21 protein-coding genes are annotated in these 25,239 nt (G+C 70.3%); 10 read left to right on the forward strand and 11 right to left on the reverse strand.

Translation table 11 applies throughout. The annotated features are described in order from the left end of the window. Positions 1–36: 36 nt before the first annotated feature. Both G6N16_RS03090 and G6N16_RS03095 read left to right on the forward strand, forming a co-directional pair. Entirely contained in the window at positions 37–1,047 is a 1,011-nt protein-coding gene (locus G6N16_RS03090; protein ID WP_234805992.1) for a glycoside hydrolase family 6 protein, read from the forward strand. Positions 1,048–1,207: 160 nt separating this feature from the next. After that, positions 1,208–2,002, forward strand: coding sequence for a L,D-transpeptidase (locus G6N16_RS03095; protein ID WP_083032986.1), 795 nt, complete (start codon positions 1,208–1,210; stop codon positions 2,000–2,002). A 9-nt stretch (positions 2,003–2,011) separates the two neighbouring features. Here G6N16_RS03095 and G6N16_RS03100 read toward each other — a convergent pair whose 3' ends face one another. From G6N16_RS03100 to G6N16_RS03115, 4 genes are all read right to left on the reverse strand, one after another. Next, positions 2,012–2,482, reverse strand: coding sequence for a hypothetical protein (locus tag G6N16_RS03100; protein ID WP_083032987.1), 471 nt, complete (start codon positions 2,480–2,482; stop codon positions 2,012–2,014). 184 nt (positions 2,483–2,666) lie between these two features. Then, positions 2,667–4,934, reverse strand: coding sequence for a heavy metal translocating P-type ATPase (locus G6N16_RS03105; RefSeq protein ID WP_083032989.1), 2,268 nt, complete (start codon positions 4,932–4,934; stop codon positions 2,667–2,669). Continuing rightward, positions 4,931–5,860 carry a DUF8832 domain-containing protein gene (locus tag G6N16_RS03110; protein ID WP_083032990.1) on the reverse strand — a complete coding sequence of 310 codons (930 nt, stop codon included), beginning with the start codon at positions 5,858–5,860 and terminating at the stop codon, positions 4,931–4,933. Before G6N16_RS03110 ends, G6N16_RS03105 begins: the two co-directional genes overlap by 4 nt. Positions 5,861–6,097: 237 nt before the next feature. Then, the gene (locus G6N16_RS03115; RefSeq protein WP_083032992.1) at positions 6,098–7,480 is read right to left on the reverse strand and encodes an aspartate aminotransferase family protein; all 1,383 of its coding nucleotides are present in this window, start codon (positions 7,478–7,480) and stop codon (positions 6,098–6,100) included. Positions 7,481–7,620: 140 nt separating this feature from the next. Here G6N16_RS03115 and G6N16_RS03120 point away from each other — a divergent pair, with 140 nt between their 5' ends. Then, a complete protein-coding gene (locus G6N16_RS03120; protein WP_083032993.1) occupies positions 7,621–7,974 on the forward strand; it encodes a VOC family protein in 354 nt (117 codons plus the stop codon). A 21-nt stretch (positions 7,975–7,995) separates the two neighbouring features. Here G6N16_RS03120 and G6N16_RS03125 read toward each other — a convergent pair whose 3' ends face one another. Continuing rightward, a complete protein-coding gene (locus G6N16_RS03125) occupies positions 7,996–8,748 on the reverse strand; it encodes an Rv3717 family N-acetylmuramoyl-L-alanine amidase (protein WP_235674058.1) in 753 nt (250 codons plus the stop codon). Positions 8,749–8,988: 240 nt separating this feature from the next. Between G6N16_RS03125 and G6N16_RS03130 the strand changes: the two genes are divergently transcribed. Continuing rightward, complete coding sequence (locus G6N16_RS03130; RefSeq protein ID WP_083032996.1) at positions 8,989–10,410, forward strand: glycoside hydrolase family 183 protein; 1,422 nt, start codon at positions 8,989–8,991, stop codon at positions 10,408–10,410. A 37-nt stretch (positions 10,411–10,447) separates the two neighbouring features. On the opposite strand, the gene G6N16_RS03135 is transcribed toward G6N16_RS03130, so the two are convergent. The 3 genes from G6N16_RS03135 to fabG all read right to left on the reverse strand — a co-directional run bounded on the left by G6N16_RS03135 (position 10,448) and on the right by fabG (position 13,051). Further along, positions 10,448–11,125, reverse strand: coding sequence for a Crp/Fnr family transcriptional regulator (locus G6N16_RS03135; RefSeq protein WP_083032998.1), 678 nt, complete (start codon positions 11,123–11,125; stop codon positions 10,448–10,450). Positions 11,126–11,264: 139 nt separating this feature from the next. Beyond that, positions 11,265–12,305 carry a CobW family GTP-binding protein gene (locus G6N16_RS03140; protein WP_083032999.1) on the reverse strand — a complete coding sequence of 347 codons (1,041 nt, stop codon included), beginning with the start codon at positions 12,303–12,305 and terminating at the stop codon, positions 11,265–11,267. Beyond that, positions 12,305–13,051, reverse strand: coding sequence for a 3-oxoacyl-ACP reductase FabG (gene fabG / locus G6N16_RS03145; RefSeq protein ID WP_163787753.1), 747 nt, complete (start codon positions 13,049–13,051; stop codon positions 12,305–12,307). Before fabG ends, G6N16_RS03140 begins: the two co-directional genes overlap by 1 nt. Before the next feature lie 108 nt (positions 13,052–13,159). Here fabG and G6N16_RS03150 point away from each other — a divergent pair, with 108 nt between their 5' ends. The 4 genes from G6N16_RS03150 to G6N16_RS03165 all read left to right on the forward strand — a co-directional run bounded on the left by G6N16_RS03150 (position 13,160) and on the right by G6N16_RS03165 (position 17,366). Next, on the forward strand, positions 13,160–14,308 hold the full coding sequence (locus G6N16_RS03150) for an acyl-CoA dehydrogenase family protein (RefSeq protein ID WP_083033937.1): 1,149 nt from the start codon (positions 13,160–13,162) through the stop codon (positions 14,306–14,308). Between the two features lie 73 nt (positions 14,309–14,381). Continuing rightward, entirely contained in the window at positions 14,382–15,587 is a 1,206-nt protein-coding gene (locus G6N16_RS03155) for a CoA transferase (protein WP_083033936.1), read from the forward strand. Between the two features lie 22 nt (positions 15,588–15,609). Continuing rightward, positions 15,610–16,911, forward strand: a complete 1,302-nt coding sequence (locus G6N16_RS03160; RefSeq protein WP_083033935.1) for a hydroxyacid-oxoacid transhydrogenase — start codon at positions 15,610–15,612, stop codon at positions 16,909–16,911. A 5-nt stretch (positions 16,912–16,916) separates the two neighbouring features. Next, positions 16,917–17,366: an acyl-CoA thioesterase gene (locus tag G6N16_RS03165; RefSeq protein ID WP_110810997.1), complete on the forward strand. Its 450-nt coding sequence runs from the start codon at positions 16,917–16,919 to the stop codon at positions 17,364–17,366. A 5-nt stretch (positions 17,367–17,371) separates the two neighbouring features. Here G6N16_RS03165 and G6N16_RS03170 read toward each other — a convergent pair whose 3' ends face one another. Then, entirely contained in the window at positions 17,372–18,301 is a 930-nt protein-coding gene (locus tag G6N16_RS03170; protein WP_083033934.1) for a carbohydrate kinase family protein, read from the reverse strand. Between the two features lie 247 nt (positions 18,302–18,548). Between G6N16_RS03170 and G6N16_RS03175 the strand changes: the two genes are divergently transcribed. Beyond that, positions 18,549–21,173 carry an ABC transporter ATP-binding protein/permease gene (locus tag G6N16_RS03175; RefSeq protein WP_163787754.1) on the forward strand — a complete coding sequence of 875 codons (2,625 nt, stop codon included), beginning with the start codon at positions 18,549–18,551 and terminating at the stop codon, positions 21,171–21,173. After that, a complete protein-coding gene (locus tag G6N16_RS03180) occupies positions 21,170–22,912 on the forward strand; it encodes an ABC transporter ATP-binding protein (RefSeq protein WP_083031824.1) in 1,743 nt (580 codons plus the stop codon). The genes G6N16_RS03175 and G6N16_RS03180 overlap by 4 nt, the downstream gene beginning before the upstream one ends. Positions 22,913–22,981: 69 nt before the next feature. On the opposite strand, the gene G6N16_RS03185 is transcribed toward G6N16_RS03180, so the two are convergent. Further along, positions 22,982–24,514, reverse strand: coding sequence for a PPE domain-containing protein (locus G6N16_RS03185; protein ID WP_083031823.1), 1,533 nt, complete (start codon positions 24,512–24,514; stop codon positions 22,982–22,984). Then, complete coding sequence (locus G6N16_RS03190; protein WP_163787755.1) at positions 24,511–25,188, reverse strand: DUF998 domain-containing protein; 678 nt, start codon at positions 25,186–25,188, stop codon at positions 24,511–24,513. The genes G6N16_RS03185 and G6N16_RS03190 overlap by 4 nt, the downstream gene beginning before the upstream one ends. Between the last annotated feature and the right edge of the window lie 51 nt (positions 25,189–25,239).

Genomic DNA, 25,239 nt, shown 5'->3' on the forward strand with positions numbered 1-25,239 from the left:
TGCCGATGGGCGGGCGGTGGCGATAGTTTCGGGCACGTGATCTCCTCCGTTTCCGGCCTGCTCACCCGCTGCATCGCCCCCGTGCTGACCGTCGTCGCGCTCGCCCTGGCCGTGAGTCCGATGTCGCCGGAACCCTCGGCCATCCGCCTGGTCAGCGACGGCAACCCGCTGGCCGGGATGCCGTTCTACGTCGACCCGGCCTCCAAGGCGATGGCGGCCGCTCGGGCCAACCCGGACAGCGCCGAACTGAACCGGGTCGCCAACACCCCGCAGGCCTTCTGGCTGGACCAGGCGTGGGGACCGGGAGCGGTCACCGGCGTGGTGTCGCGATACACCGGTGCCGCCCAGGCCGCCGGCGCCATGCCGGTCTTCGCCGTCTACGGCATCCCGCACCGCGACTGCGGCAGCTACGCCGCGGGCGGGTTCGCCTCCGGAGCCGACTACCGCGCCTGGATCGACGGCATCTCCGCCGGACTGGGCGGCGCGCCCGCGACGTTCATCGTGGAGCCCGACGCGATCGCCATGGCCGGCTGCCTCTCCGCCGACCAGCGGCAGGAACGCTTCGACCTGATCCGCTACGCCGCCCAGACTCTGAGCCAGAACCCGGGTGCGGTGGTCTACATCGACGCCGGACACCCGCGCTGGCTGAGCGCCGGAGATGTCGCGGCCGGACTGAACGCCTCGGGCATCGAGCACGCCCGGGGATTCAGCCTCAACACCACGAACTACTACACCACCGACGAGTCGATCGGCTATGGCGAGGCGGTGTCCGGGTTGACCGGCGGTTCGCACTACGTGATCGACACCTCCCGCAACGGCTCCGGGCCGGTCGATGATTCGCCGATGAACTGGTGCAATCCGCCCGGTCGCGCGCTCGGCGTCGCCCCGACCACCGATACCGCCGGTGAGCACGCCGACGCCTACCTGTGGATCAAGCGCGTCGGTGAATCCGACGGGTCTTGCGGCCGTGGGGAACCCGGCGCCGGCGTCTTCGTCAACCAGTACGCCATCGACCTGGCCCGCAACGCGGGGCAGCAGAGCTCCTGATCGCACGCGCCCTCGCCCGGCGCCCCCATGGTGTCTGTGTGGTGTCCGAACCGTGATGGATCCTTAACCGAAACACCAATGCGCGCAAGGCCTATTTGCCTCCGCGATTTCCTACGATGGCACCGTTGCGGGTGGGGTCGGTAGTTGAGAGAGCGGGTCGATGCGGACGAATTTTCGGTCTGTGCTGGCAGTCGGCGTCGTCGTCGCCACGTTCACCGGCGGCGCGACGAGCGTCGACATCGCAGCCGTACGCCTGCCACTGGACTCCGGGATCACCTCGATCGAGCCCAGCGGGCTCACACCGGTCGGCATCGCCCATCCCGTCGTTGTCGGTTTCGGCGCGCCGGTCCGGGACCGGGCCGCCGCCGAGGCGGCGCTGCACATCGAATCCTCGCCGGCCACCACCGGCCGCACCGAATGGCTCGACGACCGCACCCTGTCCTGGCAACCCGACCACTTCTGGCCGGCGCACGCCACCGTGAAACTCTTTGTGGCGGGCCGGAAGACGGAATTCCAGACCGGCCCGGCCGTGGTGGGCGTCGCCAGCATCTCCCAGCACACGTTCACCGTGACCGTCGACGGGTCCTCGGCCGGTCTGCCCGCGCCGCACCATCAGGTGCACGCCGGCGAGGAGGGCACCCTGCTGGCGAGCCTCGGCCGGCCGGAATACGCGACACCCGTCGGCACCTACCCGGTACTGGCTAAAGACCGTTCGGTCACCATGGATTCCAGCAGCGTCGGCATCCCGGTCACCGAGGACGACGGGTACCGGATGAAGGTCGACTACGCCGTCCGGATCAGCCGGCGGGGACTGTACGTGCATTCCGCGCCGTGGGCCGTGGCGTCGATGGGCCTGGACAACGTCAGCCACGGCTGCATCAGCCTCGCGCCGACCGAGGCTGAGTGGTACTACAACACCGTCAGCGTCGGTGACCCGGTCATCGTGCAGGAGTAGCGAATCCGGTCAGCGCAGCGCTTCGCCGGGGCCGGCCGGGGTGGGCACGCCCGACGCCGGGCCGTCGTTGGCGGGAGCCACGGTCGGAGCACCCTTGCCGGTCGCGACGCCCCCGACGGGGGCGCCCGGAGCGGCCGCCGGCACCGCGGCGGGCGCGGCGACCGGCACCACCGGGGCGGCGGCGGGAACGACCGGAGCCGCGGCGGGAACCACGGGCGGGACGACCGGCGCCGCGGCGGGAACCACCGGGACGACCGGTGCCGCGACGGGCGCGGGGGCCACCGGCGCGGCGACCGGGGCGGGGGCGATGGCCGCGGCGGCCACCGCGCACGGGGCTCCGTCGGCCCCGACGGCCTCGACGCAGTGGTACCCGCCGGTGCTCAGCGGATCCGCCGAGGCCTGCGCACCGAGGGTGAGCGCCGCGGCGCACAGGCCGATGCCCAGTGCGGCATGGACGCTGATGTGGGCGGGCTTGAACACGGCAACCTCTTCTCGTCGGACGCGCTCGGCCGCCGCGATGGGGGCGTCGGATCTGCGCAACCGGGCAACGCGCGGGCGCGCGATGACTCTGCAATCAGGATCGACTGTGATGGCCGTCTAGGCGAGAGGCCGAATCGCTTTGTGACTGTGTCGTTTTCAAGTTGTGACGACAAGGCCGTACCAGTCAGCTGAACGGCTGGGTCCGCGTGGCCGTGAAGCTCCGCAGCCGCAGGCTGTTCCCGACGACGAAGGCGCTGGAGAGTGCCATCGCGGCACCGGCGAGCATCGGGTTGAGCATGCCGAGGGCGGCAACCGGGATGGCGGCGATGTTGTAGGCGAACGCCCAGAACAGGTTTCCCCTGATGGTGCTCAGCGTCCGTCGAGACAGTCGAATCGCGTCGAGGACACCGGTCAGGTCGTCGCGGACCAGGGTGATGTCGGCGGCCTCGATGGCGACGTCGGTGCCGGTCCCCATGGCCAGGCCCAGATCCGCGGCGGCGAGCGCGGGGGCGTCGTTGACGCCGTCGCCGACCATCGCCACCACCTTGCCCGCGGCCTGCAGCTGGGACACCGCATCGACCTTGCCTGCGGGCAGCACCTCGGCGACCACTTCGTCGATACCGACTTCCCCGGCGACCCGCCGGGCCGCGGCGGAGTTGTCGCCGGTCAGCAGGATCGGGGTGAGACCGAGGCGGCGCAGCCCGGCGATCGCCTCGGCGCTGGAGGGTTTGACCGCATCGGCGATCAGCAGGATGCCGCGGGCTGCACCATCCCAACCGACGGCGACGACGGTCCGGCCGTCGTCCTCGGCGGCAGACTTCGCAGCGGCCAGCCCCGGGCTCAGCCGCTGCGACCTGTCGACCAGTAGCGATTCCCGCCCGACGACGACGGCATGGCCGTCCACGGTTCCCTCGACGCCCCGGCCCGCCGCGCTGGCAAAATCCTCCGGCTGCGGGAGCGCTCCGGTCTCCGCGGTGGCGGCTGCCGCGATGGCCGCGGCGATCGGGTGCTCGGAGGCGCTCTCCAGTGCCCCGGCCAGCCGCAGCACCTCGCCCCGGTCGGTCCCGGGTTCGGTGACCACATCGACCAGCGTCATCTTGCCGGTGGTCACGGTGCCGGTCTTGTCCAGCACGATGGTGTCGACCTTGCGCGTCGACTCCAGGACTTCGGGCCCCTTGATCAGGATGCCCAGCTGGGCGCCGCGGCCGGTGCCGACCAGCAGCGCCGTCGGGGTGGCCAGACCCAGCGCGCACGGGCAGGCGATCACCAGCACCGCGACGGCGGCGGTGCAGGCGGCGGTGACCGGGAATCCCGCACCCAGCCAGGCGCCGAGAGTCATCACGGCCACCGCGATGACGATCGGGACGAACACCCCGGAGATCCGGTCGGCCAGCCGTTGCACCGGCGCTTTGCCGGTCTGCGCGTCGGCGACCATCCGGGCCATCTGGGCCAGTTGGGTATTCGATCCGACGCGGGTGGCGCGCACCACCAGCCGCCCGCCGGCGTTCACGGTGGCCCCGGCCACCGGGTCCCCGGGGCCGACCTCGACCGGTAGGGATTCCCCGGTCAGCATGGACGCGTCGACGGCCGAGGTGCCCGACACCACCCGGCCGTCGGTGGCGATCTTCTCCCCGGGCCGGACGACGAACTCGTCGCCGACGGCCAGGTCTCCGATAGCGATGCGGTGCTCGGTGCCGTCCCGCAATACCGCCACGTCCTTGGCGCCTAGTTCCAGCAGAGCGCGCAGCGCCGCTCCCGCCCGGCGCTTGGACCGCTTCTCGAAGTAGCGGCCGGCCAGGACGAACACGGTGACCCCGGCGCCGACCTCCAAATAGATGTTCGCCGCTCCGTCCGAGGGCGCCAGTGTCAGGGTGAACGGGTGGGTCATCCCCGGGACGCCGGCGGTGCCGAAGAACAACGCGTACAGCGACCACAGGAACGCGCTGAGGGTGCCCAGCGAGATGAGGGTGTCCATGGTGGCCGCGCCGTGGCGCAGGTTGATCCAGGCTGCGCGATGGAACGGCCAAGCGCCCCAGATGATCACCGGCGCGGCCAGTGTCAGCGAGGCCCACTGCCAGTAGGTGAACTGCCACGCCGGGATCATCGCGGTCGCGATCACCGGAATTGCCAGTGCCGCCGACACGATGAGCCGGGTGCGCAGGGACGCCAGTTCCGGGTCGGCGTCGTCCGGGTCGGCGTCGTCGGTGCCGGCGGTCTCGGGCGGCAGCGCGGCGGTGTAGCCGGTCTTCTCCACCTCGGCGATCAGCCGGGCGGGGCCGTAGCCGGTGGGAACCCGGGCGGAGGCCTTCTCGGTGGCGTAGTTGACCGTGGCCACCACGCCGTCGAGCTTGTTGAGCCGGCGCTCGATCCGGTTGGCGCACGACACGCAGGTCATACCGCCGATGTCGAGCTCGACGACATCGGAGTCGTGGGCCGAAGCGGTGGTGCTCATGGGTTCTCGGCGCTCACATTCCTTGGCGCGGCGGCGGCGTCGACGACGAATGTCGCGGTGTGCACCCGGCCGTCGACCTGGAAGTCCAGGTACAGCAGGTACCGGCCGGACGTCGGGGCCTGCGCGGCAAAGGAAATCGCGGGCCCGCCACGACTACCGGGGGCCGGCTCGGCGCCGGTGGGGTGCACGTGCAGGAAGGCCAGATCGCCCTCCCTCAGGGCGACGAGGTGCCCGAATGCGCCCAGGTAGGGCGACAACTCGGTGACCGGTTCACCACCGCGGGAGAACTCGGCGGTCAACGGCGCGGTGGCGCCGGCGGTGAGGTCGCCGGTCAGGGTGACCGTGTAGCCGTCGACCTCAGAGGCGTTGCGAACCGGGCCGGGCTCGGTCGGCGACATCGCGCCGGCGACTTCGACGGTTCTCGATAAGGTCAGCGCGGGAGCGTCTTTCGTGTCCTCCGGCTGGAAATCGGTGAAGACTCGATAGGTTCCGGCCCGTTCCCACCGCCACGGCAACGACCACACGCCGGTGTCCCGATCCAGCTGCGGGTGAACGTGGCGGAACCCCGAGCCGTCGGTACGGACCACCATGAGATGCATATCGCGGTCGTGGGTGCTTGCGTAGTCCCGCAGCGGCGCGCCGCTCGGTCCGAGGACGGTGAAACTCAATCGCCCGTCGACGCCGGGAGTCCCGGGCGCCTGCACGGGGGCCAACAGGTATCCGTCCCGGCTCAGTGACAGGCCCGCCGGGGTCCCGTCCGTGTGGGTCCCGTCCGTGTGGGGCCCGTGTGCGTCGGAGTGCTCGCTGCGGGCCTGCCACGAGGCGGCCGTGCCGTCCGGGACGAATGCAGCGCCCGCGGCGTATGCGCCGGCGAACGCGACCGTCAGCGCTGCGCCGAAGGCCGCGATGCGTCCCGCCGCGCTCATCCGTTGCACTCCGTCATCATCAGACCTCTTTCATACCCCCCTAGGGTATATATCCGACCATATACCCCACCGGGGTAGCAGGCAAGGGCGGAGAAGGGTGCGGTGAAACGGCTAGGGCGAGAAATCCGGGATGGACGCGGCGCGAAGGACCGTCGGCGGGCCGCCCATCCACTTACGTACCGCGATCGCGCTCGATCGGCAGCGGCGCGCCGCGTCCCGGCGAAACCGCCCGGGTCGTCAGACCGTGTAGCCGTCGGCGACGGTCAGTGCGTCGTCGAGGATGCGCAGGCCCTCGGCGACCTCGTCGTCGGAGACGTTGCACGGCGGCACGGCGTGAATGCGGTTGTAGTTGGCGAACGGCAGCATGCCGCCGGCCTTGCAGGCGGCGACCACGGCGTTCATCGCCGGACTGGTACCGCCGTAGGGCGCCAACGGTTCCCGGGTCTCCCCGTTGGTGACCAGCTCGATCGCCCAGAACACACCAAGGCCGCGGACCTCGCCGACCGACGGGTGGCGGGTGGCCAGCTCGGCCAGGCCGGGACCGAGCACCTGCTCGCCGATTCGGGCGGCGTTGGTGACCATGCCCTCGTCCTCCATCGCGTTGATGGTGGCCACCGCGGCCGCCGTGGCCAGCGGATGACCAGAGTAGGTCAGCCCGCCCGGGTAGGGGCGATCGGCGAAGGTCTTGTAGATGGCGTCGCTGAGGGCCACCCCACCCAGAGGCACATAGCCGGAGTTGATGCCCTTGGCGAAGGTGATCAGGTCCGGGACGACGTTGAAGTTGTCGATCGCGAACCATTTGCCGGTGCGGCCGAAACCGGCCATCACCTCGTCAGCGATGAACATGATGCCGTGGCGGTCGCAGATCTCCCGGACCCCGGCCATATAGCCGGGCGGAGGAACCATGATGCCGGCGGTACCCGGCACCGATTCCAGGATGATGGCGGCGATGGTGTCCGGGCCCTCCATCTGCACCAGCCGGTCGAGGTACTCCAGGGCCCGCTGCGATTCCTGCTCGGGGGTCTCGGCGTAGAACGACGACCGGTAGAGGAACGGGCCGTTGAAATGCACGACGCCCGCGGCACCGCGGTCGCTGGCGAACCGGCGCGGGTCACCGGTCAGGTTGACCGCCGTATCGGTACCGCCGTGATAGCCGCGGTAGCGGGCCAGCACCTTGTAGCGGCCGGTGTGCAGCCGGGCCATCCGCACGGCGTGCTCGACGGCGTCGGCGCCGGCGTTGGTGAAGAACACGTGGTTCAGGTCGCCCGGGGTGCGCTCGGCGACCAGCCGGGCGCACTCGGAGCGGGCGGCGTTGACGTACTGCGGTGCCACCGTGCACAGCTTGGCCGCCTGCTCGGCGATGGCGGCGACCACTTTCGGGTGCTGATGACCGATGTTGGTGTTGACCAGCTGGCTGGAGAAGTCGAGCAGCTTGTTGCCGTCGCCGTCCCAGACATAGGAGCCCTCGGCGGCCAGAATGGTCATCGGGTTGATCTGCGCCTGCGCCGACCAGGAGTGGAAGACGTGCGCGCGGTCCAGCTGGTAGGCGCGCCGTCCCTCGGCGATGGCGTTGTCGAGATCTTGACCGGAGGGCAGCGCGGCGCCGGAGGTAGAGGTCATGATGGCAAGTCTATGGTCCTTAGCCCTGCTACCGAGGGCCGAGGTCCCCTCGCCGCGAGGGATCGGCCGATCCCGGCTCGACGCCGGTGATCGCGTCATAGGGTGAAACATGAAGGCACGGCAAAGGAATAGGAGATCCGGTGAGTGACCACGAAGTGAAGATGATCATTCTGTCCACCGACGACCTGGACGAGTCGATCAAGTTCTACAGCGAGACCCTCGGCATGGGATTGAAGTTCCGCGACGGCGCGCACTTCGCGGCGCTCGACGGCGGGCCGGTGACCCTGGCACTGGCCACCGACATCGACCACCCGATTCCCGGGCGGGTCGTCGTGGGCATCAAGACCGCCGACGTCGACGGTGCGGCCAAGGCCATCGAGGCCAGCGGCGGCGCGATTGTGAAGGGCCCGTACGACGATGCGCACGAGCGCCGCGCCGTGGTGTACGACAACAAGGGCAATGGGCTGGTGTTCTACAGTCCGCTCAAGCGCTGAGCGGATGCGGCGCCGCCGGTCTCAGCCGGTGGCGCCGCGCTGCAGATAGGCCACGATCCCGGAAGTGACGGCTTCGGCGTAGCGGGCCCGGCCGTCGGCGGAGGTCATCGCGGCGGCATCGCCGGGATTGCGCATATTGCCGAGCTCGACCAGCACCGCCGGGTAGTCCGCGAGATTGAGCCCGGCCAGATCCGAGCGGCCGTAGAGACCGTTGCTGCCCAGATAGGTGGATTCGGCCAGGCCGGCGCCGGCCAGCGCGTCGCGCATGGTGGTGGCCAGCTGCACGGCGGGCCCGGACTGGGCGTCGTTGAGCGGCGGCGCGGAATAGTTGACGTGGAAGCCGTGGCCACCGGCGGGCGCGCCGTCGGCGTGGATGCTGACGATGGCGTCGGGGTGCGCGGCATTGGCGGTGGCGGCGCGGGAGTCGACGCACGGCCCGGGGCTGGTGTCGTCGGAACGGGTCAGCACGGTGTGCACGCCGAGGGCACGCAGTTCGGCGTCGATGCGTTGCACGACATCCCAGTTGAACGAATGCTCCGGGTACCCGCCGTCGGTGCTGGTGCCGGTGGTCTGGCAGTCCTTGGTGCCGCCGCGGCCGTTGGGAACCTGCCGGCTCAGGTTGCCGTCGTTGCCGCCGGCGTGGCCGGGATCGAGGACGACGGTCTTTCCGGCGACCCCGGTGTCGGCGCGCGCACCCGGGGCTGCGGGGGAGCCCGGCCAACAACTCAGCACCAGGCCGGCGATGACGGCGACGGTACGCATTCGCAGAGACATGGACGTGAGGCTACGCATGCGCGGTGGGCGCATGCACGAAGGGGCGAATGCACAAGGGGTCTTACATTGTTGTGATTCCTGGTTGCGACATGGTCACGGGTCCATCGCCTTTACGCATCGCGTGCCCCATGGGACTCATTCGTCACTAGTGTCACAGGAAGTGTTGCCCGTCCGGCAACACTGCCGACGTCGATACCCCGCAGTGCTGCGCGACGTCCGAACTCCCCGGAAAGGTGAGAGATGCCGCCGCGCACCCGGATTGCCCTGGCCGCGACCACGGTCGCCGTGCTGGGAATCAACTCGCTGGTCGGAGTCCTGCCTCAGGCTGCCGCCGATCCCTGCTCGGGCGCAGCCGCCGGTGCGATGCCGCCGCAAGCCTCGCCGTCGGTGCTGGGTGGAAACGGCGGCGAGGCGCCGTCGGGGCACCGGCCGGCCAACGCGAACAACAATGCGCCGCTGCCCAAGCTGGGCAAGCTGTCCCGGGATCTCATCGACGCGTTCAACCCGACCAAGGCGCGCCAGCGCGCGGCCGTCACCCCCGCACCCCAACCCGCTCCGCAGACCGTGCCGCAGCAGCGCGCCGTCGAACCGACCGTGCCCACCCAGGAGGTTCCGCACCCAGAGATGGGAGCCGGGCCGGGCACCTCGATCATCGGCTGGGTCACCGGCGTCGACAGCGCCGCCAACACCTTGAACAAGTTCGGGGTTTCAGGCACCGACCTCGGAATCATGTGGGACAACGGCGATCCCGGCAACAACCAGGTACTGATGGCGTTCGGTGACACCTACGGCTACTGCGGCGTGCGCGGCCAGCAGTGGCGCTACAACGTGCTGCTGCGGACCCAGGACCGCAGCCTGTCCCGCGGCATCAACGTCGCGCCGGGGTCGATGACCAACCGGTACGCCGGAACGCCGGAGGTCGCCACCGGGTACTCCAAGCAGGTGGTCAACAGCATCAAGTGGGCGCCGACGGAGAAGGGCATCATCCCGACGGCCGGTATCTCGGTCGGCAACGTGCAGTACATGAACTTCATGTCGATCCGCAGCTGGGACAGCCCGGGCCACTGGACCACCAACTTCTCGGCCATCGCGGTGTCCCCGGACAACGGGCAGAACTGGGGTGTTTACCCCGGTACGGTCCGCACACCCGAGCCCAATAACGTTGCCAATACCCAATACACGCCCGGCAACGAAAGATTCCAGCAGGGCGCCTTCGTCAAGGGCGGCGACGGTTTCGTCTACTCGTTCGGCACCCCGGCCGGCCGCAGCGGCCCGGCATATGTGTCCCGGGTGCCCCAGGGCCAGGTGCCCGATCTGCGCCACTACCAGTACTGGGACGGCGGCAACTGGGTGCCGGGCAATCCCGGTGCCGCGGCACCCATCGTCGACGGTTCGGTGGGCGAGATGTCAGCCCAGTACAACACCTACCTCAAGCAATTCCTGATGATGTACGGCAATGAGGCCGGCGACGTCGAACTGCGCACCGCGCCGGCGCCCCAGGGTCCGTGGAGCCCGCCGACGCGCGTGGTGTCCGCGGGGGACACCCCGGGTGGCGCGTACGCGCCGTACCTGCACCCGTGGTCGACGGGCAAGGAGCTGTACTACAACCTGTCGCTGTGGTCGGCCTACAACGTCATGCTGATGAAGACGACGCTGCCGTAGACCTGCCGGAGCAGGGCCCGGGCAGTCGCGGGTAGCGCTACATCCGGGCGCGGCGCGCCAGCTTCGCCGGATCGGTGATCCAGGTGGTCCGGCCCTGCTGACGAATCCAGCCGCGCTGGGCGAAATCCGACAGCGCCTTGTTGATGGTCTCCCGCGACGAACCGACCAGCTGCGCGATCTCATGCTGGGTCAGCACCAGGTCGATGCGCACGGCCCCGTCGTCGGGGCTGCCGAAGCGATTGGCCAGATCCAGCAGTTGCTTGGCGACCCGGCCGGGCACATCGGTGAAAATCAGGTCGCACAGTGCGTTGTTGGTGCGGCGCAGCCGTCGGGCCAGTACCCGCAGCAGCTGTTCGGCGATCTGCGGGCGGCCGGTGATCCAACTGTGCAGGGCCTCGCGGTCCATGCTGACCGCCTCCACCTCGGTCAGCGCGGTCACCGTCGAGGTGCGCGGGCCCGGATCGAAGATCGCCAGCTCGCCGAAGATGTCCGACGGCCCGAGCAGCGCCAGTAGGCTCTCCCGGCCGTCGGGGGAGGTGCGGCCGATCTTCACCGTTCCGGAGGTGATGATGAACAGCCGGTCGCCCGGCTCTCCTTCGCGGAACACCCGATGGCCGCGCGGGAACGACACCGGCTGCAGTTGTTCGTACAGGGCGGCGACGGCATCGGGATCGACACCCTGGAAAATGCTGGCGCGAAGCAGAACGTCGCTCATGGCTGCAGCCGGCGCGGCGGCCTCACCCGTGGCCTTCGCCGGCGATACATCCATGGGTCCACCCTACGAGAACCCGGTCACCTTGGCCCGCCTGGGGTGGTTCTGATCACTGCCGCGCGATGGGCGGATGGTTGATCAGTCAGATGCTCAGCCGCTTATAGCGTTGCAGCCGTTTGACCGCGGTGGATGACGCGGGTCCGGCAACGGCGGCCAGTGCGGTGCGCAGAGCCGCGGCCACCGCGTCGGTATCGAGCTCCGCGCCGATGGCCACCAGCTGAGTCTGCGTCGAACCGGCCGGTGCGGGTGCGATGTGCACGGCCGAACCGACCAGGTTCACCAGATAGCGGCGCACCGTATTCGGGTACTGCACGGCGATGGTGCCCTTCATCCGGTAGACGCTGGGCGGCGGATTCTCCAGGAGGTCGAACACCGCATTCGCGTCGACGCAACCGGTGCCGGCGACGGTGACCGCGTCGGCGTGCACGTGGTGGTCGTGCCCGCAGTGATCGTGCCCGTGGTCGTCGGATTCGACCAGCAGATCCCGCAGGGAGAGTTGACCGTCGGGGGCGTCGTCGGCGATGTCGTAAAGCAACGCGGGGTCGATCCGGCCGCCGGATGTGCCTATCACCGTCACGCCGGGATTGCGCTCGTGCACCCGTTCGGTGATCCGGTCCAGCAGTTCGGATCGCTCGCCGTCGGGCACCGCATCGAGCTTGTTGACGATGACCAGCGACGCCGCCGCATAGCGGGCCGGCGGCATCCCGTCGCGGTCCACGGTGTCGAAGTGGTTGACCGCGTCGATGACGTCGACGACTCCGCCGGGGCGCACATTGTCGACGCCGGAGAACCGGATGATCCGGGCCAGTGCGGCCGGCTCGGCGACACCGCTGGCCTCCACGATGATGACGTCGAGGCGCAGCTTGGGATCGGCCAGCCGGGCCAGCGCCTCGTCCAGGCCGCCGTCGTCGGGCAGGCAGCAGATGCAGCCGCCAGTGATCGACGCGGGCTCGTCGATCTGCCCGGTGACCAGCCCGGCGTCGACGTTGATGGCGCCGAAGTCGTTGATCACCAACCCGATTCGGGCGTCCGGGCGGCGCAGCACATGGTTGAGCAGAGTGGTCTTGCCCGCGCCCAGGAACCCCGTCAGCGCGATCACCGGTACCGTCGTCGTGGAGGCCATCACATGAACCGGCCGCCGGTCACCTCCAGCACCGTGCCGGTCATGTACGACGACAGGTCCGAAGCCAGGAACAGTGCCACCTTGGCGACCTCGTCGATCTCACCGGCGCGGCCCATCGGGATCTCGGCCATCTTCTGCTCCCACACCTTGGCCGGCATGGCCTCGGTCATCGCGGTGCGGATCAGACCCGGCTGGATGGCGTTGACCCGCACGCCCAGATGGGCGAGTTCTTTGGCGGCGGCCTTGGTCAACCCGACGATGCCGGCCTTGGCCGCCGAATAGTTCGTCTGCCCGGCCAGGCCGATCTTGCCCGACAGCGACGACATGTTGACGATGGTGCCGCCGCCGTTGGCGCGCATGATCGCCCCGGCCAACCGGGTGCCGTTCCAGGTGCCCTTCAGATGCACCGCGATGACCTGGTCGAACATCTCCTCGGTCATGGTGCGCATGGTGGCGTCCCGGGTGATGCCGGCGTTGTTGACCATCACGTCCACCGGGGTGAAGCGCTCGGCCGCCACCGCCAGCAGCGCCTCGACATCGGCGGCCGAGGTGACATCGCAACCCGCCCCGACGGCCACCGCGTCACCGCCGAGCTCACGGGCTGCCGCCACGGCGGCCTCGGCGTTGATGTCGCCGATCACCACCCGGGCGCCCTCGTCGATGAACCGTGCGGCGATGGCGAACCCGATACCCTGCGCCGCGCCGGTGATGACCGCCGTCCTATCCGCCAACAGCCCTGAACTCATCGTGTGTCTCCCTCGCTAGCCTGCCCCTGCATGTAACCACGGACGGCAGGCAGGACGAAGATGGGCGGGTATGAGTCCCCGCGGGAGTCGAGGTCAGGAGAAAAGAGCATGAACCTCACCGGCGACGAACAGCAGATGGTGGAACTGGTCGCCGACTTCGTCGACCGGCGGGTCCGGCCCGGGGTCCGCGACTTCGAGGCCGACGACATCTACCCCGAGGAGTTCATCGAGGAGATGAAGGCCCTCGGCTTCTTCGGGCTGTTGGTACCGGCCGAGTTCGGTGGTGTCGACGTCTCCACCGCATGCTTCGCCCTGGTCACCGAGCAACTGGCCCGCGGGTGGATGAGCCTGGCCGGGGCGATCGGTGGGCATTCGGTGATCAGCTACCTGATCCGCACCTTCGGCACCGCCGAACAGCAGCGCCGCTACCTGCCGGGTATGGCCGACGGTTCCATCCGGGCGACCATGGCGCTCACCGAACCCGGCGGTGGGTCGGACCTACAGGCCATGCGCACCGGCGCGGTGCGCGACGGCGACCACTGGGTCATCGATGGGTCGAAGACCTGGATCTCCAATGCCGCGCACGCGCAGCTGTTCGGCTTGCTGTGCATCACCGACCGCGGGGCCTGCCCGGCGCACCGGGGGATGAGCGTGATCCTGGCGGAGCCCGGCGACGGTCTGATCGTGTCGAAGAAGCTGCCCAAGTTGGGCTACCGCGGGGTCGAGGCGTGCGAGGTCGTCTTCGACGGCTACCGAGTCGCCGGTGCCGACATCCTCGGTGGGGTGCCCAACGCCGGGTGGGGGCAGATGATGCGGGGGCTGGAGGTCGGCCGCATCCAGGTCGCCGCCCGCGCGCTGGGCGTCGGCCAGGCCGCCCTCGACGACGCCGTCCGCTACGCCCAGCAGCGCGAGTCGTTCGGCAAACCCATCTGGCGGCATCAGTCGGTGGGAAACCTGCTGGCCGACATGGCCACCAAACAACAGGCGGCGCGGCTGCTGACGCTGAACGCCGCCGAGAAGCTCGATGCCGGCGAGCGGGCGGACATGGAGGCCGGGATGGCCAAGCTGTTCGCCTCGGAGGCCGCCATGCAGATCGCGCTGGACGCCATCCGGGTGCACGGGGGCTACGGCTACTCCAAGGAGTACGACGTCGAACGCTACTTCCGCGACGCCCCGTTGATGATCGTCGGCGAGGGCACCAACGAGATCCAGCGCAATGTCATTGCCGCGCAGCTGATCGCCCGCAACAAGATCTGAAACGTTACGGTGATCCGATGAGTTGTAACTTCCGGCTTCGCGGCGCCCGACCCGACCGCGGCGGTGCGCCGCGATGACCACGCAACCACTGCGCGGCCTGCGCATCGTCGAATTCGCCAGCTTCGTCGCCGGCCCCTCGGCCGGCATGACCCTGGCGCAACTCGGTGCCGAGGTCATCCGCATCGATCCGACCGGCGGCGCGCCGGACTACCACCGGTGGCCGGTGTCGGCGCGCACCGGCGCCAGCCTGTACTGGTCCGCGCTCAACCGCGGCAAACGGTCGGTGCAGATCGACGTGCGCAGCCCGCAGGGCCGGGAACTGGTGCTGGCGCTGGCGACCGCCCCGGGACCCGACGCCGGGATCGTCGTCGACAACCAGGTGGGCCGGCCGTGGCTGGCGTACGACGAATTGGCCAAGCGGCGGGGCGATGTCATCCGGATGCACATCGGCGGACGAGCCGACGGCGGCCCGGCCGTCGACTACACGGTCAACACCGAGGTCGGCATCACCGCGCTGACCGGACCGGCCGACACCGACACCCCGGTCAACCACGTGTTGCCGGCCTGGGACCTGATCGCCGGGATGACGGCGACCACCGGGTTGCTGGCCGCGCTGCGCCACCGCGACCGCACCGGCGAGGGATCCGATCTCGCACTGGCGCTGGCCGACGTCGCGCTGGCCGGGGTCGCCAACATGGGCTGGCTGACCGAGGCCCGGGAGCAGGGTGACCGGCCCCGCCACGGCAACTACATGTACGGCACCTTCGGCGTCGACTTCGTCGCCGGTGATGGCGCCCGGGTGATGGTGGTCGCGCTGACCGGCCGCCAATGGCAGGCACTGTGCGCCGCCACCGGGATCACCGACGCGGCCGCGTCGGTGGCGACCGTGCTGGGCACCGACTTCACCGACGAGGCGCAGCGCTACGAGCACCGCGAGGTGCTCGCGGCGCTGATGCGGCCCTGGTTCGCCGCACGCACCGGCGCCGAGGTCGCCGACGGCCTGGACGCCGCCGGCGTGCTGTGGAGCCGCTACCGCCGGGTGAGCGACGTCGTCGCCGACCTGGCGGCCGGACGCTCCTCGGCGGTGGTCGCCGACGTCGACCAGCCGGGCATCGGGCAGGTGATCTCGGCGCGAAACCCATTGCGGGAACACGGGGATTACGGCCCGACGGCGGTCGCCGAAGGGCTGGGTGACAGCACCGACCGGGTGCTCGGCGAGGTGCTGGGCCTGGACGCGGCCGAGCTCGCCCGACTGCACGACGCGGGTGTGATCGGCTGACTGGCAGCGGGATGGAGACACGGTGAGTTGTTGCGAGCACGGGGATCTGGCCGGCGACGGCGCATTCACCGTCGATGCCTCCCGGATCACCTTCGGGCGCGGCTGCATCGCCGAACTCGGCGAGCGCGCCCGCTCGCTGGGCATGTCGCGGGTGGCGGTGTTCACCGATCCGGTTATCGCCGGGCTGCCGTTCTTCGCTGCGGCCACCGACTCACTGCGCGCCGCCGGGCTCGATGTCCTCGTCTACGCCGAGGTACGCGTAGAACCCACCGATGAATCCTTTTCCGCTGCCGTGGCATTCGCCGTCGATGCGCGCGCCGACGGGTACGTCTCGGTGGGCGGTGGGTCGGTGATCGACACCGCCAAGGCCGCCAATCTCTACGCCAGCCACCCGGCGGACCTGCTGCACTACGTGAACGCACCGGTCGGCGCGGGCGCGCCGGTGCCCGGCCCGCTGGCCCCGCACATCGCCTGCCCCACCACCTCGGGCACCGGCAGCGAGGTCACCGGCATCGCGATCTTCGACCTGCTGTCCATGGGTGCCAAGACCGGAATCGCCGCACCGGCGCTGCGGCCGTCCGAGGCACTGATCGACCCGGACGCCACTGACACGCTGCCCGGTGCCGTCGTCGCCTGCAGCGGTCTGGACGTACTGTCGCACGCCCTGGAATCCTTCACCGCGCGACCGTATTTCCGACGACCGGTCACCGGTGCACCGCAGCTGAGGCCGATGAGCCAGGGGGCCAACCCATGGAGCGACTTCGGTGCCCGGGAGGCGCTGCGACTGCTCGGGATTTACCTGCAGCGTGCCGTCGACGACGACTCCGACCGCGAGGCACGGGAACAGACCATGTGGGCCGCCACCCTGGCCGGCATCGCCTTCGGCAACGCCGGGGTGCACGTTCCGCACGCCATGTCCTATGCGGTGGCCGGGCTGGTCAGAGACTTCACGCCCGCGGGCTACCTCAGCACCGAGCCGTTGGTGCCGCACGGCATGGCCGTCGTGCTCAACGCGCCGGCGGTGTTCCGGACGCTGGCGCCCACCGCACCGCAGCGTCACCTGGAGGCCGCCGCGTTGCTGGGCGCGGACACCCGGTCGGCCACCCCCGATGATGCCGGAGAGGTACTGGCCGGCGAGCTGATCCGGATCATCCGCGATGTCGGACTGCCCAACGGTCTGGCCGGCGTCGGCTACGGCGAAACCGATTGCGCCGCATTGGTAGCGGGCACCTGGCCGCAGCAGCGACTGCTGAGCAACGCTCCGGTGGACATCACCCGCGAACAACTCGCCGACCTGTTCGGCGCCGCCCTGCGATACTGGTGAGCGCCATGACCGACGACAACGCAAAGACCGACAACGCGGTGACCATCGACGACTACCGGTACGTACTGCCCATCACCACCCGCTGGATGGACAACGACGTCTACGGGCACGTCAACAACGTCACCTACTACAGTTACTTCGACACCGTCGCCAACCACTACCTGATCACCGAGGGCGGACTGGACATCGCCACGTCACCGGTGATCGGCCTGGTGGTCGAATCCAAATGCAACTACCGGGCGCCGCTGGCCTACCCGGACCAGGTCCGCGCGGCACTACGGGTGGACCGGCTTTCGGCCCGCTCGGTCACCTACGGCATTGCCATCTTCGGCCGGGACGTCGAATCACCCTCGGCAGAAGGATATTTCGTGCACGTCTTCGTCGACCGGGACAGCCGTCGGGCCGTGCCCATCCCGGATCGGATCCGCGAGGCGCTAACCTGGATCCAGGCCTGAGCGCGTCATCGCGCGGTGGCCGCGACCTCGTCCAACGAGGGGGCGTAAGACCCGGAATGGCCGACGGTCAGAGCGCTGGTCAGCAGTCCCCGCTGCAGCGCGGGGCGCACCTGTGACCAATCGGCTCCGCACAACCGGCTGCGCGCGGACACCGAACCGAGCAGTTCGCTGTCCAACAACCCCGATAGCAGCCCGGCCATGAAAGAGTCCCCGGCGCCCACGGTGTCGACGACGGCGACCGGGCGCTGGGGGAGGTGAACGATCTCCGGGTGGCCGGCCAACAGGGCGCTGACACCCTGGGGTCCCCGGGTGATCACCACCAGCGCCGGACCGGTCTTGGCCCAGGTGTGCATGACCTCGGAGATCGTGGAGCCGGGGTACAGCCAGTCCAGATCCTCCTCGCTGGCCTTGGCCAGATCGGCTGCCCGCACCATGGCTTCGACCCGATCACGCACCACCGCGGGCGTTTTCATCAGCGCCGGCCGGATGTTGGCGTCATAGGACACGGTGCCGTGATGGCGCATCCGTCGGGCCAGCTCCAGTACGGTCGAACCTCCTGGCTCCAGTGTCACGGCGAAGCTGCCGGTGTGCAGGTGCCCGAACCGGGACGGCTCCGGCGGCAGGGGGACCGCCCAGGTGAGGTCGAATTCGTAGCTGGCCACACCGTCGGCGTCCAGCCGCGCGTGCGCCACCGGGGTGCTGGTGGCGGTCTCGGTGCCGGGGGTGATCTCGACACCGGCCTGGCGCGCGTACTGGGCGAGTACCTCGCCGTGCGGGTCGTGGGCCCACCACGAGCAGAGGCTCACGGGCTGGCCCAGCGTCGCCAGCCCGACCGCCACGTTGAGCATGCTGCCGCCGATGTGTTCAGAGGTGGAGTCCGGACCGATCACGATGTCGAACACCGCCTCGCCGACGCTGAGCACCCGGGCGGTCACCGGTGCGCTCCGAAGGTGGCGACGAGGGCGCTGCGGATCACGAGCGCATTCATGGCCTCGACCGTAGAGGGTGCAGCCCGGGCAGGGGGGCGATTCGGACCCACGCCCAAGACGACGAAACCTGAGCACGCCAAGGATGAGGAGTCCGGTAGCAGGGCCTGAACCCCACCCCGAATGAAAGTAAGGCTAACCTTAGGGTAGGTGGGGGTCGTGGCGTTGCGACGGCACTACGACGGGAAGGACCGACATGGCCCGCGGTTTACAGGGTGCGCTTCTGCGCGGATTCGGGGCGCGTGACCATCAGGTCACCGTCACCGACACGGTGATGGTGGCTCCGCACGTGGTGCGGGTCAGGTTCACCGCCCCGACGGTCTTCGAGGACCTCGCCGTCGAACCCACCGCCTGGTTGCGGTTCTGGTTCCCCGACCCCGACGGCGGCTCCACCGAGTTTCAGCGCGCCTACACCCTCTCCGAGGCCGACGAGCCAGCGGGCACCTTCGCCGTCGACGTCGTGCTGCACGAACCGTCCGGCCCAGCTACCGCCTGGGCGCGCACGGCCACCTCCGGCGACACCCTGGCCGTGATGGTGATGGGTTCGGTCGGGTTCCACGTCGCCGACGAACCACCCGCCGGGTACCTGCTGATCGGCGACTCCGCCTCACTGCCCGCGATCAACAGCATCCTGGAGGTCATCCCGCCGTCGATCCCCGTCGAGTGCTACCTGGAAACCCACGACGCCGACGACGAACTGATCCCCATCCGAGAGCACCCGCGGCTGCGGCTGCACCGGGTGCAGCGCCACGACACCGGCTCGCTGGCCGCCGCCGTCGAGGCCCGCGACTGGTCGAACTGGTACGCCTGGGTCGGCTGCGAAGCCGGATCCCTCAAGGCCCTGCGCCCCCGGTTGCGCAACGACTTCGGTTTCCCGAAGACCGAGATCCACGCGCAGGCCTATTGGACGGTGGGCCGGGAGATGGGTAAACGCCGCGGGGACGAGCCGGCGGCGGTTGAACCGGCCGCCGATTCAGTGCGGCCGGAATCAGCGGTCGAGCCGGCACCGGATGTCGCCCAAGCCGAGGCCGTGCCCCGCGGCAACTGGAAGGAGCAGGGTGCCGGCCGGCTGCTGTCGCCGCTGCGCACCCAATTGATCCTGTCCGGCGTGCTGCAGGCCGTCATCACCCTCGTCCAGCTGGCACCCTTCGTCCTGTTGGTCGAACTGTCCCGGCTGCTGCTGTCCGGCGCCGAACCGGATCGGCTGCGCACCCTGGGCCTGGTCGCCGTCGGGCTGTTGGGTACCGGCACCCTGTTGGGTGCGGCGCTGACCCTGTGGCTGCACGTCGTCGACGCCCGATTCGCGCGCAGTCTGCGGGTCCGGTTGCTGGACAAGCTGTCCCGGATGCCGCTGGGCTGGTTCACCGAACGCGGGTCGGCCGGCGTCAAGCAGCTGGTATCCGACGATCCGCTGGCGCTGCACTACCTGATCACCCACGCCATCCCGGACGCCGTCAACGCCGTAGTGGCCCCGGTCGCCGTGTTGGTCTACCTGTTCGTGGTCGACTGGCGAATCGCCCTGCTGCTGCTGGCACCGGTGCTGGTGTACATCGTGCTGATGGTCACCATGTCGATCCAGTCCGGCCCGAAGATCCCGCAGTCCCAGCGCTGGGCCGAGAAGATGGGCACCGAGGCCGGGGGTTACCTGGCCGGGCAACCGGTGGTGCGGATCTTCGGCGGTGCCGCCGCCTCGGGCTTCCGCCGCCGTCTCGACGAGTACCTCGCGTTCCTGGTGGACTGGCAGCGCCCGTTCGTCGGGAAGAAGACGTGGATGGACCTGGTCACCAGGCCGTCGACGTTCCTCTGGCTGATCGCGGCGCTGGGCACCGCGCTGATCGTCACGCACCGGATGAACCCGGTGGATCTGCTGCCGTTCCTGTTGCTGGGCACCACCTTCGGTGCCCGGCTGCTGGGCATCGGCTACGGGCTGTCCGGTATCAGCACCGGAATGCAGGCCGCCCGCCGAATCCAGGGCACCCTCGATGCGCCGGAGCTTGGCACCCCGACCCACGCCCCGGCGGCGCCGGCACGGGACGCGATGGGAACCCGGGCGGGAACCGTCGAATACCGCGACGTCACCTTCGGCTACCGACCCGACGTTCCGGTGGTCTGCGATGTCAACCTGACCCTGCGGCCCGGTACCGTCACCGCGCTGGTCGGCCCGTCCGGCTCGGGCAAGTCGACGCTCGCCGCACTGCTGGCCCGCTTCCACGATGTCCAGCGCGGCGCAATCACCGTCGGCGGCACCGATATTCGCGAGTTCCCCGCCGACGACCTGTACGCCCGGGTCGGATTCGTGCTGCAGGACACCCAGCTGATCCATGGCACCGTCGCCGAGAACATCGCGCTCGCCGATCCGGACGCCGGGCTCGAGAAGATCCGCGAAGCCGCCCGCGACGCCCAGATCCACGACCGCATCATGGCCCTGCCGGACGGCTACGACACCGTCCTGGGCCCGGACGCCGCGCTGTCCGGCGGCGAGCGGCAGCGGCTGACCATCGCCCGGGCGATCCTGGCCGACACCGCGATCCTCATCCTCGACGAAGCCACCTCGTTCGCCGACCCGGAATCGGAGTACCAGGTGCAACAGGCACTGGACCGGCTGACCCGCGACCGCACCGTCCTGGTGATCGCCCACCGCCTGCACACCATCACCGGAGCCGACCAGATCGTCGTGCTCGACTCCGGATCGATCGTCGAAACCGGGACGCACGACGAACTTTTCGCCGCGAGGGGCCGCTACCGGGCACTGTGGGACTCCGGCCGCTCGATGGCCGGCGCGGGCACCGAAGCCGCCGTCACCGAGGGGAGTCACCGATGATCCGCACCCTGCTGGCCCTGATGCCGCCCGGCAGCCGCGGCCGGGTGTACGGCTATCTGACACTGACGATGCTGTCGGTGCTGCTGCGCGCCGCATCGGCGGTGCTGCTGGTGCCGTTCGTCGCGGCGCTGTTCGGCGACGATTCCCACCGGGCGGTGCCCTGGCTGGGGTGGCTGACCGTCGCTACCGTCGGCGGCTGGATCATCGACGCCGCGGCGTCGCGCCTGGGCTTCACGCTCGGCTTCGGCGTCCTGGACTCCAGCCAGCGCGACCTCGCCGAGCGGCTGCCACAGGTGCAGCTGCGCTGGTTCACCGCCGAGAACACCGCCACCACCCGGTCGGCGATCGCGGCGACCGGACCGGAGCTGGTCGGCATGATCGTTTACCTGCTGACCCCGCTGCTCGGGGCGATGGCCCTGCCGGCGGTGATCGCGCTGGCGCTGGCGGCCACCGTCTCGGTTCCGCTGGGGCTGGCGGCGCTGGCCGGTGTGGTGGTGCTGTTCGCCGCCATGTGGGCCTCGATCCGGCTCAGCCGCAACGCCGATGCCCTGGCCGATGAGAGCAACACCGAATTGACCGAGCGGATCATCGAATTCGCCCGCACCCAGGCCGCGTTGCGCGCCGCCCGACGGGTGGCGCCCGCCCGCAGCATGGCCGGCGCCGCGCTGGACGCCCAGCACGGCGCGACCATGCGGCTGCTGGCCATGCAGATCCCGGGGCAGATCCTGTTCAGCATCGCCAGCCAGCTCGCGCTGATCCTGTTCGCCGGGGCCGCCGCGGTGCTGACCGTGCGCGGCCAGCTCGGCGCACCGGAAGCCGTCGCCCTGATCGTCGTGCTGGTGCGCTACCTCGAACCGTTCACCGCGCTGAGCGAGCTGGCCCCCGGCATTGACACCACCCGCGCGACGCTGCGCCGCATCCAGGCGGTGCTGGACGCGCCGACGTTGGCCGCCGGAGACCGCGGACCGGCCGGGACCGGTGCGCCCCGAATCGAATTCGACTCCGTCGGCTTCGGCTACTCCGACGACGACCGGGTGCTCGACGACATCAGCTTCGCACTGGAGCCGGGCACCACGACCGCCATCGTCGGCCCGTCCGGATCGGGCAAGAGCACCGTGTTGTCGCTCATCGCCGGGCTCTACCAACCCGACCGCGGCGCGGTCCGGTTCGACGGCGTCGACCTGGCCCAGATGGATCCGGAGGCGCGGCGCGAGGCGGTGTCCATGGTGTTCCAGCACTCGTATCTGTTCGACGGCACCATTGCCGACAACGTCCTCGTCGGCCATCCGGGCGCCGACGACGCCGCACTGCGGGAGGCGTTCGGCCTGGCCCGAGTCGACGAGCTGCTGGCCCGGCTGCCCGACGGCGACCGGTCGCCGGTCGGGGAGGGCGGATCGGCGCTGTCCGGTGGCGAGCGACAGCGGGTGGGCATCGCCCGGGCACTGCTCAAACCGGCACCGGTGCTGCTGGTGGACGAGGCGACCAGCGCCCTGGACACCGAGAACGAGGCGGCGATCGTCGCGGCCCTGACCGACGACGCACGCCCGCGCACCCGGGTGATCGTTGCCCACCGGCTGGCCAGCATCGCCGGCGCCGACCGGGTGCTATTCATCGAGGGCGGCCGGATCGTCGAGGACGGCGGCATCGACGAGCTGCTCGCCGGGGGCGGCCGATTCGCCGAGTTCTGGGACCAGCGCCGGGCCGCCGCGGACTGGCAGATCGCCGGCGCCCCGCACTAGAACCTGCGCCCGACGTCGGTGCGGGTGTTCACCGGCGAGGGTTGTCCGAACGTACGCCGGCGCCGGAGCTCAGGCGGAGTCGGCCGCGTTCCAGCCGCCCGGCAACAGCGGCATCCGGACGTCCGAACCGTACTCGTCGCCGGGCAGTTCGGTGAGTCCGGCCGCGGTCGACGCGCCCAGTGTCCCGGCGCCGTGTCGCCCGGCCCGGGCGGTGGCCGCCGGATCGGCGGCGAAGCTACCCGTGGCCGTCGTGCCGACCGCCGGCGTCGCCGTCGGTGGCGGGCCGTCGTCCATCGTGAGGTATTCGTCGCGGTGGCCGCGTTCGGCCATCGCCGCGCCGCGACGGCGCCGTGCCCGGCGCCGCGCGACCTGGAGCGCAGCGGCGGCGGCCGGTGCGGCTACCGGCTCACCGGCCGCCGGTGCGGAAGCGTCGTCGCGGTCGGTGAGCGTCGGGCCGTTGCGATCGTCGGGGGCTGCGGTGGCGACCGCGTAGGCGAGCACGGCGCTCACCGCCGGCGTGGCGGGTGTGGCGCTCACCGGGGCGGCGGCCGAACCGGTGGCCGCGGTACCGGCCGCGGGAGCCGTGGGTGCGGTCAGCCCGGCGACGGGTGTGAGCCGGTCGGGGGCGGGCCGGACCGGTTGCCCGGGTGCCGGTGTGTCACCGGGAGTATCGGCCGGAACGTCGGCGTTCACTGGGGCCAGGCCCGCCAGGCCGATCATGCCCAGCGCGGTGGCCAGCAGCAGCGGCGCGGCCATCAGCATCCCGTAGAGGGTCCACCACAGCGGCCAGCCCCAGAAGTTGTAGCTGATCAGAAAGATCGTCGGACCCCAGGTGACCAGTGCCAGCAGGGGATTGGCGGCGAAGTCGGTCAGGAACGCCTGGACGAACGCGGTGGGGTTGCGGAGGAATTCCAGCGTGTCGGCGCCGCCGGGGGCGGTGGACAGGTACGACTCGAGGAAGTCGGTGATGATCTTGGCCAGGTCCAGGCTCGACCCGGAGTCCGCGGCCTGCGCCGCCGCGCCGGCGTCGGACGCGGCGGTGAGTGCGACGGCCGACTCGCCGGCGACCGGCGCCAGAACCGGGGGTGCCGCCGGCGTCTGCGGGGTGGCGGCCAGCGCACCGTCGGTGACGCCCTGGTAGACCGCCATGGTGGTGGCCGCCTGAATCCACATCCGCACGTAGTCGGCCTCGTTGAGCGCGATCGGAATGGTGTTGATGCCGAGGAAGTTCGTTCCGATCAGCACCGCGTGGACGACGTGGTTGACGGCCAGCTCGGCCAGGCTCGGCATCGTCGCCAAGGCTCCCGCATAGGCGCCCGCGGCCGAATCCTGCGCGACGGCGGTGGCCACGGCGTCGACGGCGGCCTGCTGCAACCAGGCCAGGTAGGGGCCGTGAGCGGCGACGTACTGTTCGGCCGACGGGCCCTGCCAGGCGCCGGCGGTGACCGTGGTGAGGATCGCCGCCAGTTCGGCGGCGGCATCGGCGTACTGGCTGCCCAGCGTCGCCCAGGCGCCGGCCGCGGCGAGCAGGGCGCCGGCTCCGGGGCCCGCCGACAGTAGCGCCGAATGCACTTCCGGCGGCGCGGCCAACCAGATGGTCATCGGGAACCGTCGCGCACGAGGTGCGCGCAGACCGCGCTCACGTACAACCACAGGGCGGTGCCGACGGCCCAGGTCGGGATGTAGTTGTAGTGGGTGGTCGGGATGGCGCTGTTGGCGGCCAGGTGGACGACGACGGCGATCACGGCGGTGCCGGTCCCGGCCGACGCCGCGGCCCAGCCCCGGCGCCCGCCGCGGGCGAAGTAGCGGGCGAACAGGAAGCAGGCCACCGTCATTGCGGTGAAACCGATGGCTCCGGAGACGCCGTGCACCCGGGCGGCGACGCTGACCTCGGCGTAGCCGGGGAAGTCGGGGCGCGATCCGGGCGGGAAGCCCAGTTGGGGATCGGCCGGATTGACGCCGACGACGACCGAGGACGCGCCGTAGAGCCACATCCCGACGGCGGCGCCCCGCCCGGCCTTGGACGGGGCGGTCGCCCGCGCGACCCCGACCGCCGCCCCGGTCACCAACACCCCGAAGGTGATGAAGTTCAGTGTCTGAACCCAGCCCCAGTCGCCGAGGGCCAGCATGCTGTTGGCATGCCGGCGCACGTCGAAGCCCGGGCGCAGCAGCGCCAGAGTCCAGGACACCGCGGCGACCAGGAGCCCGGCCAGCGTCCCCGCGCTCAGCAGGGCACGGGTTCGGGCATCGAGCCTCGGCGGCGCAGCGGTGTCCATGCGGGTCTCCTCGTCAAACTTAGGAGAGGCTAACAGCAAAACATGAGCATT

Origin of the sequence: Mycolicibacterium insubricum (assembly GCF_010731615.1) — a bacterium.
Taxonomy (GTDB): Bacteria; Actinomycetota; Actinomycetes; order Mycobacteriales; family Mycobacteriaceae; genus Mycobacterium; species Mycobacterium insubricum.

What these genes read in the sequence shown, in the direction of transcription:
- G6N16_RS03095 (WP_083032986.1), top strand. Translation starts at nt 1,208, where the DNA reads ATGCGGACGAATTTTCGGTCTGTGCTGGCAGTCGGCGTCGTCGTCGCC.
- G6N16_RS03105 (WP_083032989.1), bottom strand. Translation starts at nt 4,934, where the DNA reads ATGAGCACCACCGCTTCGGCCCACGACTCCGATGTCGTCGAGCTCGAC.
- G6N16_RS03110 (WP_083032990.1), bottom strand. Translation starts at nt 5,860, where the DNA reads ATGAGCGCGGCGGGACGCATCGCGGCCTTCGGCGCAGCGCTGACGGTC.
- G6N16_RS03115 (WP_083032992.1), bottom strand. Translation starts at nt 7,480, where the DNA reads ATGACCTCTACCTCCGGCGCCGCGCTGCCCTCCGGTCAAGATCTCGAC.
- G6N16_RS03125 (WP_235674058.1), bottom strand. Translation starts at nt 8,748, where the DNA reads ATGTCTCTGCGAATGCGTACCGTCGCCGTCATCGCCGGCCTGGTGCTG.
- G6N16_RS03130 (WP_083032996.1), top strand. Translation starts at nt 8,989, where the DNA reads ATGCCGCCGCGCACCCGGATTGCCCTGGCCGCGACCACGGTCGCCGTG.
- G6N16_RS03135 (WP_083032998.1), bottom strand. Translation starts at nt 11,125, where the DNA reads ATGAGCGACGTTCTGCTTCGCGCCAGCATTTTCCAGGGTGTCGATCCC.
- G6N16_RS03140 (WP_083032999.1), bottom strand. Translation starts at nt 12,305, where the DNA reads ATGGCCTCCACGACGACGGTACCGGTGATCGCGCTGACGGGGTTCCTG.
- fabG (WP_163787753.1), bottom strand. Translation starts at nt 13,051, where the DNA reads ATGAGTTCAGGGCTGTTGGCGGATAGGACGGCGGTCATCACCGGCGCG.
- G6N16_RS03150 (WP_083033937.1), top strand. Translation starts at nt 13,160, where the DNA reads ATGAACCTCACCGGCGACGAACAGCAGATGGTGGAACTGGTCGCCGAC.
- G6N16_RS03155 (WP_083033936.1), top strand. Translation starts at nt 14,382, where the DNA reads ATGACCACGCAACCACTGCGCGGCCTGCGCATCGTCGAATTCGCCAGC.
- G6N16_RS03165 (WP_110810997.1), top strand. Translation starts at nt 16,917, where the DNA reads ATGACCGACGACAACGCAAAGACCGACAACGCGGTGACCATCGACGAC.
- G6N16_RS03175 (WP_163787754.1), top strand. Translation starts at nt 18,549, where the DNA reads ATGGCCCGCGGTTTACAGGGTGCGCTTCTGCGCGGATTCGGGGCGCGT.
- G6N16_RS03180 (WP_083031824.1), top strand. Translation starts at nt 21,170, where the DNA reads ATGATCCGCACCCTGCTGGCCCTGATGCCGCCCGGCAGCCGCGGCCGG.
- G6N16_RS03185 (WP_083031823.1), bottom strand. Translation starts at nt 24,514, where the DNA reads ATGACCATCTGGTTGGCCGCGCCGCCGGAAGTGCATTCGGCGCTACTG.
- G6N16_RS03190 (WP_163787755.1), bottom strand. Translation starts at nt 25,188, where the DNA reads ATGGACACCGCTGCGCCGCCGAGGCTCGATGCCCGAACCCGTGCCCTG.